Origin of the sequence: Phyllobacterium sophorae (genome assembly GCF_003010965.1) — a bacterium.
In the GTDB taxonomy this organism is placed as follows: Bacteria; Pseudomonadota; Alphaproteobacteria; order Rhizobiales; family Rhizobiaceae; genus Phyllobacterium; species Phyllobacterium sophorae.
The window spans coordinates 39,447-51,765 of the sequence record NZ_PGGM01000008.1; the positions used below are offsets into that span (position 1 = coordinate 39,447).

At 58.2% G+C, this 12,319-nt stretch carries 12 protein-coding genes; 7 read left to right on the forward strand and 5 right to left on the reverse strand.

All coding sequences use genetic code 11. The features are described from left to right. The first annotated feature begins 3 nt into the window (after positions 1 to 3). From CU103_RS17355 to CU103_RS17365, 3 genes are read left to right on the forward strand one after another with little or no spacing between them, the layout of a single operon-like run. The gene (locus CU103_RS17355; protein WP_106665305.1) at positions 4 to 954 is read left to right on the forward strand and encodes an ABC transporter permease; all 951 of its coding nucleotides are present in this window, start codon (positions 4 to 6) and stop codon (positions 952 to 954) included. Further along, positions 951 to 1,805, forward strand: coding sequence for an ABC transporter permease (locus CU103_RS17360; protein ID WP_106665306.1), 855 nt, complete (start codon positions 951 to 953; stop codon positions 1,803 to 1,805). The genes CU103_RS17355 and CU103_RS17360 overlap by 4 nt, the downstream gene beginning before the upstream one ends. Next, a complete protein-coding gene (locus tag CU103_RS17365) occupies positions 1,802 to 3,457 on the forward strand; it encodes an ABC transporter ATP-binding protein (RefSeq protein WP_106665307.1) in 1,656 nt (551 codons plus the stop codon). The genes CU103_RS17360 and CU103_RS17365 overlap by 4 nt, the downstream gene beginning before the upstream one ends. Positions 3,458 to 3,468: 11 nt before the next feature. On the opposite strand, the gene CU103_RS17370 is transcribed toward CU103_RS17365, so the two are convergent. Then, positions 3,469 to 3,945, reverse strand: coding sequence for an Lrp/AsnC family transcriptional regulator (locus CU103_RS17370; RefSeq protein ID WP_106665308.1), 477 nt, complete (start codon positions 3,943 to 3,945; stop codon positions 3,469 to 3,471). A gap of 230 nt (positions 3,946 to 4,175) precedes the next feature. Here CU103_RS17370 and CU103_RS17375 point away from each other — a divergent pair, with 230 nt between their 5' ends. After that, entirely contained in the window at positions 4,176 to 5,498 is a 1,323-nt protein-coding gene (locus tag CU103_RS17375) for an NAD(P)/FAD-dependent oxidoreductase (RefSeq protein ID WP_106665309.1), read from the forward strand. A gap of 172 nt (positions 5,499 to 5,670) precedes the next feature. Here CU103_RS17375 and CU103_RS17380 read toward each other — a convergent pair whose 3' ends face one another. The 4 genes from CU103_RS17380 to CU103_RS17395 are packed head-to-tail and all read right to left on the reverse strand — an operon-like array spanning position 5,671 to position 8,648. After that, entirely contained in the window at positions 5,671 to 6,477 is an 807-nt protein-coding gene (locus CU103_RS17380; RefSeq protein ID WP_106665310.1) for an ABC transporter ATP-binding protein, read from the reverse strand. Between the two features lie 12 nt (positions 6,478 to 6,489). Beyond that, entirely contained in the window at positions 6,490 to 7,194 is a 705-nt protein-coding gene (locus CU103_RS17385) for an ABC transporter permease (protein WP_106665311.1), read from the reverse strand. Beyond that, complete coding sequence (locus CU103_RS17390; protein ID WP_106665312.1) at positions 7,194 to 7,919, reverse strand: ABC transporter permease; 726 nt, start codon at positions 7,917 to 7,919, stop codon at positions 7,194 to 7,196. Before CU103_RS17390 ends, CU103_RS17385 begins: the two co-directional genes overlap by 1 nt. Before the next feature lie 30 nt (positions 7,920 to 7,949). Then, complete coding sequence (locus tag CU103_RS17395) at positions 7,950 to 8,648, reverse strand: GntR family transcriptional regulator (protein ID WP_106665313.1); 699 nt, start codon at positions 8,646 to 8,648, stop codon at positions 7,950 to 7,952. Between the two features lie 188 nt (positions 8,649 to 8,836). Here CU103_RS17395 and speB point away from each other — a divergent pair, with 188 nt between their 5' ends. The 3 genes from speB (at position 8,837) to CU103_RS17410 (ending at position 12,305) form a co-directional block, all read left to right on the forward strand. Then, complete coding sequence (speB, locus tag CU103_RS17400; RefSeq protein WP_106665314.1) at positions 8,837 to 9,886, forward strand: agmatinase; 1,050 nt, start codon at positions 8,837 to 8,839, stop codon at positions 9,884 to 9,886. A gap of 72 nt (positions 9,887 to 9,958) precedes the next feature. Continuing rightward, on the forward strand, positions 9,959 to 10,801 hold the full coding sequence (locus CU103_RS17405; RefSeq protein WP_106665315.1) for a lysine/arginine/ornithine ABC transporter substrate-binding protein: 843 nt from the start codon (positions 9,959 to 9,961) through the stop codon (positions 10,799 to 10,801). 121 nt (positions 10,802 to 10,922) lie between these two features. Next, positions 10,923 to 12,305: an aspartate aminotransferase family protein gene (locus CU103_RS17410; protein WP_106665316.1), complete on the forward strand. Its 1,383-nt coding sequence runs from the start codon at positions 10,923 to 10,925 to the stop codon at positions 12,303 to 12,305. Positions 12,306 to 12,319 lie beyond the last annotated feature (14 nt).

Genomic DNA, 12,319 nt, shown 5'->3' on the forward strand with positions numbered 1-12,319 from the left:
TGGATGAACCATCGGATTCTTTCTCTGGTGATGAGCAGACTGCTCATCACCGCAATTACCCTGGTGATCGTATCCTTCGCGGTGTTCTTCGCCACGATGATGCTCCCCGGCGATACGGCAACGATCCTCCTTGGCCAGGCGGCAACGCCCGAGGCTGTCGCGGGCCTTCGCACGGCCATGCATCTGGATGAGCCGGCGGTTATCCGATTCATCCGGTGGTTCGGAGGGCTCCTCACGGGCGATCTCGGCACGTCCTACGCCAACGACATGCCGATCGCCGATCTGATCGCCGGACGCTTTATCAACACGTTGAAGCTGGCTGGCGTGACTGCCCTGTTCTCGGTTCCGATCGCTCTTACACTCGGCATAACCGCCGCCATGATGCGCGGCTCGCTTTATGACCGGATCGTTACCGTACTGACGATCGGCGTTATATCGGTTCCGGAATTCATGGTCGCGACGTCTGCCGTCCTTCTGTTCGCCGTCTATCTCAAATGGCTGCCGGCCTTGTCCTTTGCCAACGAGGTTCACTCCATCACCGATCTGCTCCGCGTCTATGCGATGCCGGTCGTCACACTCACTTTCGTCGTTTCCGCTCAGATGATCCGCATGACCCGTGCTGCGGTGGTGGAAACGCTCAACACGCCCTATGTCGAGATGGCCCTCCTGAAGGGCGCATCGCGAAAGCGGATCGTGCTGAAGCACGCACTTCCCAACGCACTTGGCCCCATCGTCAATGCCGTGGCGCTGTCGCTGTCCTATCTTTTGGGTGGTGTGATCATTGTTGAGACGATCTTCAACTATCCCGGGATAGCAAAACTGATGGTCGATGCCGTCGCCACGCGCGACCTGCCTCTGATCCAGAGTTGCGCCATGATCTTTTGCGTTGGCTATCTGATCCTGATCACGCTTGCCGACATTCTTGCCATCCTTTCGAATCCGAGGCTGCGATGACAACAGATACCGCAAAAACGCCGGCGGCAGGCCGCCTGGGCTACCGCTTTAATCTTGTCGGGATGCTGGCCCTTGCCGTCATTCTCCTGTGGGGACTTGTTGCCGTCTTCGCGCATCTTCTCACACCCTATCCGGTCGGAGACATCGTTGATGTCGACTATTTCGGGCCAATGTCGAAGCAGTTCTGGTTGGGGTCGGACTACCTTGGTCGGGACATCTTCTCGCGCATCGTGATGGGCGCGCGCTACACTGTCGGGATCTCAGTGGCCGCCGTGGCGATCGCCTGTACGACGGGAGTCGTGCTCGGCATGATCGCAGCCGTCAGCGGTGGCTGGACCGACACTTTGCTCAGCCGCTTTCTCGATGCCATGAGCTCGATCCCAAGCAAGCTGTTCGGCTTGGTTGTCGTCGCCGCGGTCGGATCGTCGATCCCGGTTCTGATTATCACGCTGTCCGTCATCTATATCCCGGGCGCCTACCGCTTTGCGCGCGCTCTGGCAGTGAACATCAATGCCATGGATTTCATCACAGTGGCACGTACGCGTGGCGAGAACGTCTTTTACATCATTCGTTCCGAAATCCTGCCGAACATCCTCGGTCCGGTACTGGCCGACCTCGGCCTTCGTTTCGTTTTCATCGTGCTGCTGCTTTCCGGGCTCTCCTTCCTCGGTCTCGGCGTTCAGCCGCCCTATGCCGATTGGGGGGCGCTCGTGCGCGAAAATATTGGCGGCCTGCCCTTTGGCGCCCCCGCGGTCATGTTCCCGTCGATCGCGATCGCGAGCCTCACCATCAGCGTCAACCTGCTGATCGACAACTTGCCCAACAAGATCCGGGACCGGAGTGCACAATGACAAATCTCGTTGAAATCCGCGATCTGAAGGTCGAGGCAAAGACAGACTCTGGACGTATTGTCGAGATCATCAAAGGGGTTAGCTTCGATGTGGCGGAAGGCGAGATCGTTGCGCTCATCGGCGAAAGCGGATCGGGAAAGACCACGGTCGCCTTGACCTTGATGGGACATGCCCGCCCTGGCTGCCGCATTTCCGGCGGCAGCGTCAGAGTTGCAGGCAAGGATATGGTCCAGCTTTCGGAAAAGGCGCGGGCCCGTGTCCGCGGCACCGAAGTTTCCTATGTTCCACAGAGTGCGGCAGCAGCTTTCAATCCCGCCGCAACGATCATGGAGCAAGTTATCGAGATTACCCGCATCCATGACCTCATGCCCGCCGCCGAGGCAAAAGCCCGTGCGATCGAACTCTTCCGGGCGCTGTCCCTGCCGGAGCCCGACACGATCGGCAACCGTTATCCGCATCAGGTCTCGGGCGGCCAGTTGCAGCGCCTTTCCGCGGCAATGGCGCTAATCGGCGATCCGAAGATCGTGATCTTCGACGAGCCGACGACAGCGCTCGACGTCACGACCCAGATCGAGGTCCTACGTGCCTTCAAGGCCGTGATGCGCAGGGGTGGTATCGCGGGGGTTTACGTCTCGCATGATCTTGCGGTCGTGGCCCAAATCGCAGACCGGATCGTCGTTCTGAAAGGCGGCGAGGTGCAGGAGGCAGGCAGCACGGAGCAAATCCTGTCGGATGCGAAACACCCCTACACGCGCGAACTGCTCGCTGCTTTCGAACCCAAGGCACGAGGCGCAGCCCCGGTGGTTTCGCAAGTACGTCCCATTCTTGAGATTGAGAACATCGTTGCCGGCTACGGCACCATCCAGAGCAACGGGCTGCCACTCATCTGCGCTGTGCGTTCCGTGAGTCTGACGGTGGAAAAAGGCCGCAATCTTGGCATTATCGGTGAATCCGGCTGCGGAAAATCGACCCTTGCCCGGACAATTGCCGGCATTCTACCGACCTGCGGCGGCAGGGTCATTTTTGATGGCCAGGAGCTTGCACCCAGTGCTTCCAAGCGCACACACGAGCAATTGCGCGAGATGCAGATCGTCTTCCAGTATGCCGATACAGCGCTCAACCCCGCCAAATCGATCGAGGACATAATTGCACGTCCCCTCAGCTTCTATCACGGCATGTATGGTGCGGCGCGCGACAAGCGGATTACTGCACTTTTGGACATGGTCCAGTTGCCCGCTTCGGTCCGCAATCGGCGGCCTGCGGAACTGTCCGGGGGGCAGAAGCAGCGGGTGAATTTCGCTCGCGCGCTTGCAGCTGATCCGAAGCTGATCCTGTGCGATGAGATTACCTCGGCGCTTGACACCGTGGTCGCCGCGGCCGTCATCGAACTATTGAAGGAACTGCAGAGGGAACTCGGTCTCTCGTACATTTTCATAAGCCATGACATTTCGGTGGTGGAGGCGATCTGTGACGAAATCGTCGTCATGTATGCGGGTGAAAAGGTGGAGCAAGTCATCCCGTCGACGGCAGGCAAGCGTCCTCATCATCCCTATTCGCAATTGCTGTTTTCTTCGGTTCCCAAACTCGATCCGCATTGGCTCGATGGCCTGGAGCGGGATCCGGAACTGGTTCGCGCCTATTGCCAGCGCTGAGGGTCAGGTAATCAGAGCCGAAACAAACTTGTCAGTGGCATATGCGCCTTGACGATCGGTGACTTCAGCACGACGAAGCTGAAATATTTGTCGATGCCGATATCCAAGTCGGTCAGCCGTTCCATTATGGTCTGGTACTCCCCGATGCCGGCGGTAACGAATTTCACAAGATAATCGTAACCACCGGAAACCAGATGGCACTCGATAACCTGTTCGACTTTCTCGACTGCGGCGAGAAAGCGGGAGAAGTCGATCTGCCGGTGGTTCTTCAAGGTGATCTCGGTAAAGACCGTCAGGGTCTGGCCGAGCTTGGCGACGTTCACCTGCGCCGAATAGCCGACGATATAGCCTTCTGCCTCCAGTTTCTTCACCCGCATCAGGCAGGGACTCGGCGACAGGTTGACGCGTTCGGCCAGCTCGACATTGGTGATGCGGCCGTTCTTTTGCAACTCGTAGAGAATCTTGATGTCGATCCGGTCCATCTTCATGCGACGCGCCCCTTGACACTCACTTCCATATGTAAAGCAGAAAATGCTGCATATCCTGTCGGGAATATAAACACATATGGGTAGCCTGTCATTGTCGATGCGGTCTCCGCGACCGGCATAAACTATGGCCCGTTTACGATTGAACGACATAAAATGCTATCCATCGCCAAACTCCAGCTACGTCTTCTTGGGCCGAAGAGTAAATTGATGATGAGAACTGGAGATCTTTCATGCCCGCCCCGCTTCAGAAGATACAAACAAACCAGGCTCTGCCCGACAGCGCTGACGCGGTCGTGATTGGAGGCGGCATCGTCGGCGCCTTTGCCGCGTACTACCTTGCGCGCCGGGGTCTCAAAGTCGCGCTGCTGGAGAAAGGCCGGGTTGGCGCCGAACAGTCGAGTCGAAATTGGGGCTGGTGCCGGCAGCAGAATCGGGACGCGCGAGAACTTCCTATCGCCACGAAGAGTCTCGAATTATGGGAGCGGTTTGCAGCAGACACTGGCGAAGACACTGGTTTCCGGCGCTGTGGTCTGCTCTATCTCAGCAACGATGACGCGGAACTTGACGCCTGGGCCCGTTGGGGAACCTTTGCGCGATCAGCAGGCGTGACAACGCATATGCTTGATAGCGCGCAGGCGAGCGAGCACGGCCGCGCCAGCGGTCGCATCTGGAAAGGCGGCGTCTTCTCGCCCTCCGACGGCACCGCTGACCCATCGCGCGCTGCCCCCGCCGTCGCCAGGGCGATCATGGCCCTCGGCGGAAGCGTCCATCAGCATTGCGCCGCCCGCGGCATAGAGACCACGGCCGGGCGCCTTACCGCCGTGGTGACAGAGAAAGGGACAATTCGAACGCCCGTGGCCGTCATGGCCGGTGGCGCCTGGGCTTCGTCGTTCTGCCGGCAGCTTCATGTCCGGTTCCCACAGGCGTCGATCCGGTCGTCCATTCTGTCGGTTTCGGGCGCAGGGGAGCTCCCTAACGCTCTGCACACAGCTCATGTATCAGTCACACGGCGTGGCGATGGTGGCTATACGCTTGCGATCAGCGGGCGTGGGCGGGTGGACCCGACCCCCCAGCAAATCCGCTTTACTGCGCAATTCCTGCCAATGTTCCTCCGGCGCTGGCGCAGCCTTGCGCCCGGAAGCGCCGAAGGCTGGCGTTGCGGCCATGAAACCCTGGCACGCTGGCGGCTCGACGCGCCCACCCCCATGGAGAGAATGCGGGTTCTCGATCCGGCGCCAGATCAAAGCACTATCGCATTGACCTATCGCAGGGCCTGCGAACTTTTACCATCGCTGGCCAAATCCCACATTACCGCAGCGTGGGCGGGCTATATCGACAGCACCCCGGACGGCGTGCCCGGCATTGGTGAGATCGAATCTGTCCCGGGGTTCATACTCGCTGCGGGATTCAGCGGTCACGGGTTCGGCATTGCCCCAGGTGCCGGTCATATGGTTGCCTCTCTTGTCGCAGGCGCAGAGCATCTGGTCGACCCAAGCCCTTACCATCCCAACCGCTTCCAAACCGCGGCCTGGGGAAAGGTTGCGGATTTCTAAGCCTAAGAGACCGGGCACGGCAGGCATTTTGGAGAAAATTCGCAGCGGCTGCAATCGGCTCCAAGCAACGCCTGGTCCCAACCGGGCCCAAACGCAGTCAAGGGGAGAATCGCGTGCCCGGCGGCAAAGCAGCGCCTGATTTTGGACTTGGTTACGTCCTGCTGGCGCCAGGCTACCGTTCAACCGAAAGAAACTGCTTGAAGCGCTCGGAATTTGGATTTCGAAAAATCTCGTCAGGATTCCCTTCTTCCTCCACAACGCCTTTATGCAGGAAAACCACTCTGCTGGACACGTCGCGTGCGAACGCCATTTCGTGGGTGACGACGAGCATTGTCCGGCCTTCTTCGGCCAATGAACGCATGACCTTCAGGACCTCGCCGACAAGCTCTGGATCAAGGGCAGATGTCGGCTCATCGAAGAGCATGACCCTTGGCCGCTGGGCGAGCGCCCGTGCGATTGCAGCTCGCTGCTGTTGGCCGCCGGACAGGTGAGCCGGGTAGAAGTTGCGTTTTTCGGCAATTCCGACCCGCTCAAGCAAAGCCTCCGCTTCTTCGATACATTCGGCGCGATTGCGCTTCTGTACATGCACGGGTGCCTCGATCACGTTCTCAAGGATCGTCATGTGAGACCAGAGATTGAAGCTCTGGAACACCATTCCGATATGTTCGCGAAGCCGGTCGACCTGCCGCCGGTCTGCGGGTTGCGTCTTGTGCCTGCCCTTCTTTAAGGCAAACATTTCCCCGCCGATCCGGATTTCACCACTGTCGGGAACTTCAAGCATATTGATGCATCGCAGCATTGTCGATTTTCCGGATCCGGACGAGCCGAGAATCGAGATGACGTCGCCCTCCTGCGCCTCCAGGGACACGCCCTTGAGAACTTCAAGTTGTCCGAAGCATTTGCGAAGGTCCTTAACCGAGACGGCGGCGGTGCTGTTTTTGTTGTTATCGGCCGTCAACATTGTTCCCCTGTCAGACATGCATACTCCCGTTTAGGTCAAGGATGGCGGCCTCAGGCGCAGATGCGGCGAGAGCCAGAATTCGATGATCCTCAGCAATCGCGTCACGAGGAAGGTGATCGCGAGGTAAATTGCACCGGCGACAATGAAAACCTCAAAGGCGCGAAAACTGTCGGCAATCAGCTTTCCCGCAAGGCCGGTGACTTCCATTATGGTAATGACAGACGCCAGCGCGGTTGCCTTGAGCATCAGGATGATCTCGTTGCCGTAGGCAGGAAGCGCCTGCCGGATGGCGATTGGCAGAATTATGCGGCGGAACAGCAGCACGCCGGACATGCCGCAAGCCCTGGCCGCCTCCACCTGCTGGATGGAAACAGCTTGTAACCCTCCCCGGAAAATCTCGCTTGAATACGCTGCTGTGTTCAATGTGAGTGCGATCACGGCGCACCAGTACGGCTCACGGAAGATCCCCCAAACGCCGATTTCCTGCAGAAACGGGCGGAATTGTCCGAGGCCATAGTAAATCAGAAACATCTGTACCAGCAGCGGCGATCCTCGAAAAACGAAGACATAGCCTTGGGTGAATCCCCGGCCGATCGGCCCGCCTATTACCGCAACGAGGGAAATGATGGCGGCAAGGATGCCGCCGGCCAGAATTGATGTCGCGGCCAGTTCCAACGTGAGCGGGAGACCTGGCAGCAGGGTGAGAAACGTCTCCCACATGAACGCGAAGTCCATCACAAAGCCCTCCGGGTGCCACGCAGCGTTCGCGTTTCCAGGCGCCGGAAAACGATCGATGACACCCAGGTGATGACGAGATAGAGAACGACGGCGGTAAGATAGAACTCGAAGGGTCGCCTTGTCGAACCGGCTGCGATCTGAGACTGACGCAGAAGTTCGACAAGGCCCGTAACGGAGATGAGCGCCGATTCCTTGAGCACAAGTTGCCAGGTATTGCCCAATCCCGGGATGGCGTAGCGCAGGACCAGCGGCGCAATGATGCGCCGAAACTTCGGCCAGGGCCGCATTCCGACGGCACTCGCCGCTTCAAGCTCCCCTCTGGCAACCGAATTGAAAGCGCCGCGAAACACTTCGGACTGGTATGCGGCGGAGACAACGCCGAGCGCCAGGGTACCGGTGAGAAAAGCCGGCATGCCAATAAATCCCTGATATCCAAAAAACCCTCCAAGATAGCCGAGAAATGCGGTCCCGCCAAAATAGAACAGGTAGACGACAAGAAGATCGGGTACGCCGCGCAGAACGGTCGTGTACCCATCTGCCAGCCACCGGAGAACCATGTAGCGTGACAGCTGCATGAACGTGATGACGGATCCAAGCACCATCCCCGTCAGGAAACCGCAGACCGAGACCCCGAGGGTCATAGCCGCCGCAGTGAGAAGCAATGCTCCCCAACCGGTTTCGCCAAATCCGACGAGCGCCAGGTATCTGTCCATGAGTTCCATGCGTATTTTGGCCTCTCTTCACCCGGTGACTTAATCCACAGCCCGTCGATGCGCCCATATGCGCTGGAGCTTCGACATATTCTTGAGCGAACTTTGAACGTGCGCTCGCGCTGCGGCCTCGGCCGCCTCGGGATCGCGAGCGCAGATCGCCTCTGCGATGGCGCGATGTTCCTCCAGATCGGTATGCTCCAGGTCCACCCACAAAACCTCGAGCCACAACGCCAGCCGCAGTTGCTGATACACTTGGTCGCTTACCCGCACGAGGGCGTCGTTCCGGGTCGCCTCTGAGATTACGCGATGGATATAGAGACCAAGATCGAGGTTTCGCGCAGCGTCCGACGGTGTGTCATACCCATTCTCCTTAAGGTCAACCATCTGGGTGATGACGCCCCTCAGTCTGTCAAGGTCATCTTCCGTCGCCGTGATACAGGCGAGGCGGGCGGCGCAAACGTCCAACGCTTCCCTGACGACCAGAAGATTGCAGAACGCGGTAATGTCCAGATCCGAAACGGTGTAGCCAAGGTTTCTCTGGCCAACGACCAATCCTTCCTCTTCGAGCTTCATCAGCGCTTCGCGCAGAGGCGTTCGGCTTACTCCAAACCTTTTGGCAAGCGTATTTTCGGAAAGTCGCTCGGAGGGCCGCAGTTGCCCGGTGAGGATCAAATCCTTCAATTGAGCATATGTCGTTTCGCGCAGCGAGCCGCGTGACTCGTTCTTGCTGAGTGTCAAGCCAGTCCCCTTCCGTCATCTGCAGAGCGGCAAATCCGGGCCATTGCAGAGAAGATATCTTTTTTCCTCTTGCAGGATCAAGCGGAATACGAATATGTATACAATATTGCCCACAGCAATCAATTGCTATTTTGGTTACCGTCGCAATTGGCGAAATCGTAACGGAACGAGGCGAATGGAGGACTCACATGCCGGAGATCTTATGCCTAGAGGCGTTGCGCGACCGGTATCAAAACGCATCCGGGTCCGAGATTTTCGATCCGGAGTTTCGCAAGGTTGCGGACTTGGTCTTCGGCGACGGCGACAACCGCCAAGCCCCCTATTGGGGCGTTCCGACACTGTTGAAAGCGCCGCTTCGGCAGGATGCCGCGCCTGATTTTACAGATATCGATGTCGCACTTCTGGGCATTCCACTTGATCTTGGCGTCACCAACCGTCCCGGTGCCCGTTTCGGCCCTCGCGCCGTTCGCAACGTCGAGCGGGTGGGGCCATATGATCACGTGCTGCGAGCCGTTCCAACTGCACACGTCCGCGTCGCAGATGTCGGCGACGTGCCATTTCGGAGCCGTTTTGACCTGGCAATGTCGCACGAGGATATCGAGCGGTTTGTTCGTATCATCGTCGAAGCTGGTGTCGTGCCGCTGTCAGTTGGTGGTGATCACTCGATCGGACTTCCACTGCTTCGCGCTGTGGGGCGTGATCGCCCCGTCGGCATGATACACATCGATGCGCACTGCGACACGAGCGGCTCATTTGAGGGATGCAAGTTTCATCATGGCGGTCCATTCCGGCAGGCTGTTCTCGACGGTGTGCTGGATCCCCGACGGACCGTACAGATCGGCATTCGCGGCAACTCCGAATATCTCTGGGAGTTTTCCTACGCCTCTGGGATGACTGTCATTCATGCGGAAGAGGTAGAGGAACTCGGCATGAAGGCGGTGATCGAAAAAGCCCGCGCGATTGCCGGCGATGGCCCGACCTATGTCAGTTTTGATGTAGACGCCCTCGACCCGGCTTTCGCTTCCGGCACCGGAACACCCGAGATCGGGGGGCTCACTTCCACGCAGGCCCTTGGCATCCTTCGCGGCCTTTCCGGGCTCGACATTGTCGGCGGCGATGTTGTGGAGATTGCCCCTCAATACGACCCGACAACGAACACGGCTCAGGTCGCCGCTCAGGTTTTTTTCGAACTCCTCTGCCTGGCCGCAGAGGCGGTAAGGATCCGCGCGCAATCATGAAGCCGCCGCGCTGATCAACAGCAACCGCCGCTCATCTTGGAAGAGAGCGGCAAAACAAAAAGGGGAACAACAATGAGAAAAAACAATCCGGTGCTTGCCGCCATTGTGCTTGCAACCGCTGCCGCGAGCAGCGCGCATGCCCAGTCCAAGCCAACCGAAATCACTATTGCAACCGAGGGAGCCTACGAGCCCTGGAATTTCACCGGTCCCGACGGCAAGCTTGTCGGCTTCGAAATCGATCTCGCCAACGATCTTTGCGCGCGCATGAAGATCAAGTGCAAAATCGTTGCCCAGGACTGGGACGGGCTTATCCCGGCGCTCAACGCCAAGAAATTCGACGCTATCATGGCGTCGATGATCGTGACGGAAAAACGCCTTGCCGTCATCTCCTTCAGCGAACCTTACGCCCCGACCGCGGCAGCTATCATGGTCGAAAAGTCGGGCCCTCTCGCAAACCTCCCGGGCACAGGAACAACCGTGGATCTCGCCGGCGACAAAGCAAAGGTCGAACAGGAACTGCAGCCTCTTCGAGACGCGCTGAAGGGCAAGGCTGTCGGCGCGCAGGTCTCAACTGCGAACGTTGCGTTCCTTGATACCTATTTCAAGGGTGTGGTCGACCCACGCGAGTACAAGACTGTCGAGCAACATGATCTCGATCTGCAGGCAGGTCGCATCGATGCCGTCGTGGCTCAAAAAACATCACTCACCGCAACGCTGTCAAAGGACGATTTCAAAGACTACGCCATTGCCGGCCCCACTCTCACCGGCGGCGTATTTGGCCAAGGTATCGCTGCCGGCCTGCGCAAGGACGACGTCGAATTGAAATCCATGTTCGATGCCGCGATCAACGCCGCGAAGGCTGACGGCACAATCAACAAGCTTGCGGAAAAATGGATGAAAACCGGCTTCGAATAATTGCCCGAACGCGGCCTGACGATCCTGAGACACGGCGGTCGCCACGCCTTCTGCGAACTCGGCGACCGGTAACATCGCTGCGACTTATCATCTCGCTTAGACCATCGATTGGAGATCCATTGTGACCATTCTACTCAATTCCCTGGAGGCGCGCGATACTGCGTTTGTTCTGCATCCTTATACGAATGCGTCTCAACATTTGAAGGACGGTCCCCTTGTGATCGCCAAGGGTGAAGGGATCTACATTATCGACAGCGACGGCAACAAATACATCGAAGGGCTCGGAGGATTGTTCTGCGCGTCGCTTGGCTTTAGCGAGCAACGGCTGGTCGACGCCGCAACGCGGCAAATGCAGGAATTGCCATTTTATCACAGTTTTGGCGGCAAATCGCACGAAACGGCCATCGAACTTGCCGAACGGCTGATCCGGCTTGCTCCAGTGCCCATGTCGAAAGTCTTCTTCGCCAATTCGGGTTCGGAGGCCAATGACACTGCGTTGAAGCTTGTCTGGTACTACCATAATGCGATTGGCAAGCCGGAAAAGAAGAAGGTGATCTCCCGTTGGCGGGCCTACCATGGGGTAACGATAGCCTCCGCAAGCTTGACGGGCCTGCCCAACAACCACCGTGATTTCGATCTCCCGATAGACCGGGTACTCCATACTGACTGCCCTGAATATTATCGCTACGGTCTTCCAGGCGAGACAGAAGAGGAGTTTGCTACCCGTTGCGCGGTTTCGCTCGAGGATCTGATCCTCGCAGAAGGGCCTGACACGATTGGCGCCTTCTTCGCCGAGCCGCTGATGGCATCCGGGGGCTGCATCGTTCCGCCGCCGACCTACTACGAAAAGATCCAGACTATCCTGAGGAAGTACGATATTCTGCTGATTGCCGATGAAGTTATTTGCGGCTTCGGCCGGCTGGGGACGATGTTCGGTTCGGAGAGTTTCGGACTGCAGCCGGATATGATCGCGATGGCCAAGCAGCTGTCGGCAGCATACCAGCCGATTTCGGCACTGATGGTCAACGAGAAAGTTCACGCCGCTATCGTTGCCGAGAGCGAAAAGATCGGCACGTTTGGACACGGTTTCACCTATAGCGGGCACCCGGTCGCCACTGCCGTGGCCCTGGAAACCCTGAAAATCTACGAAGAACGAGACATCGTAGGACATGTTCAACAGGTGGCGCCGCTCTTTCAGCGAAGACTGCACGCACTCGGTGAACATCCGCTTGTCGGAAACGCCCGCGGACGCGGCCTGATCGGGACGCTCGAACTTGTTCGCAACAAGGAGACCAAGGAGCCCTTCAACCCGGCGGACGGTATCGCAATACATGCCGGCAAGCAGGCGCAAGCGCACGGCGTGGTCACACGCGCGCTCGGCGACAATTATTCCCTCTGCCCGCCCCTGATCATCACGGAAGCGCAGATCAACGACATGTTTGATCGCTCCGAAAGGGCCCTTGATGACACCTACACTTGGGCGCGCACCAACAACCTCTACTGAACAAGGCAAACAGG

Coding starts and splice junctions, on each gene's coding strand:
- CU103_RS17355 (WP_106665305.1), top strand. CDS start 4: ATGAACCATCGGATTCTTTCTCTGGTGATGAGCAGACTGCTCATCACC.
- CU103_RS17360 (WP_106665306.1), top strand. CDS start 951: ATGACAACAGATACCGCAAAAACGCCGGCGGCAGGCCGCCTGGGCTAC.
- CU103_RS17365 (WP_106665307.1), top strand. CDS start 1,802: ATGACAAATCTCGTTGAAATCCGCGATCTGAAGGTCGAGGCAAAGACA.
- CU103_RS17370 (WP_106665308.1), bottom strand. CDS start 3,945: ATGAAGATGGACCGGATCGACATCAAGATTCTCTACGAGTTGCAAAAG.
- CU103_RS17375 (WP_106665309.1), top strand. CDS start 4,176: ATGCCCGCCCCGCTTCAGAAGATACAAACAAACCAGGCTCTGCCCGAC.
- CU103_RS17380 (WP_106665310.1), bottom strand. CDS start 6,477: ATGTCTGACAGGGGAACAATGTTGACGGCCGATAACAACAAAAACAGC.
- CU103_RS17385 (WP_106665311.1), bottom strand. CDS start 7,194: ATGGACTTCGCGTTCATGTGGGAGACGTTTCTCACCCTGCTGCCAGGT.
- CU103_RS17390 (WP_106665312.1), bottom strand. CDS start 7,919: ATGGAACTCATGGACAGATACCTGGCGCTCGTCGGATTTGGCGAAACC.
- speB (WP_106665314.1), top strand. CDS start 8,837: ATGCCGGAGATCTTATGCCTAGAGGCGTTGCGCGACCGGTATCAAAAC.
- CU103_RS17405 (WP_106665315.1), top strand. CDS start 9,959: ATGAGAAAAAACAATCCGGTGCTTGCCGCCATTGTGCTTGCAACCGCT.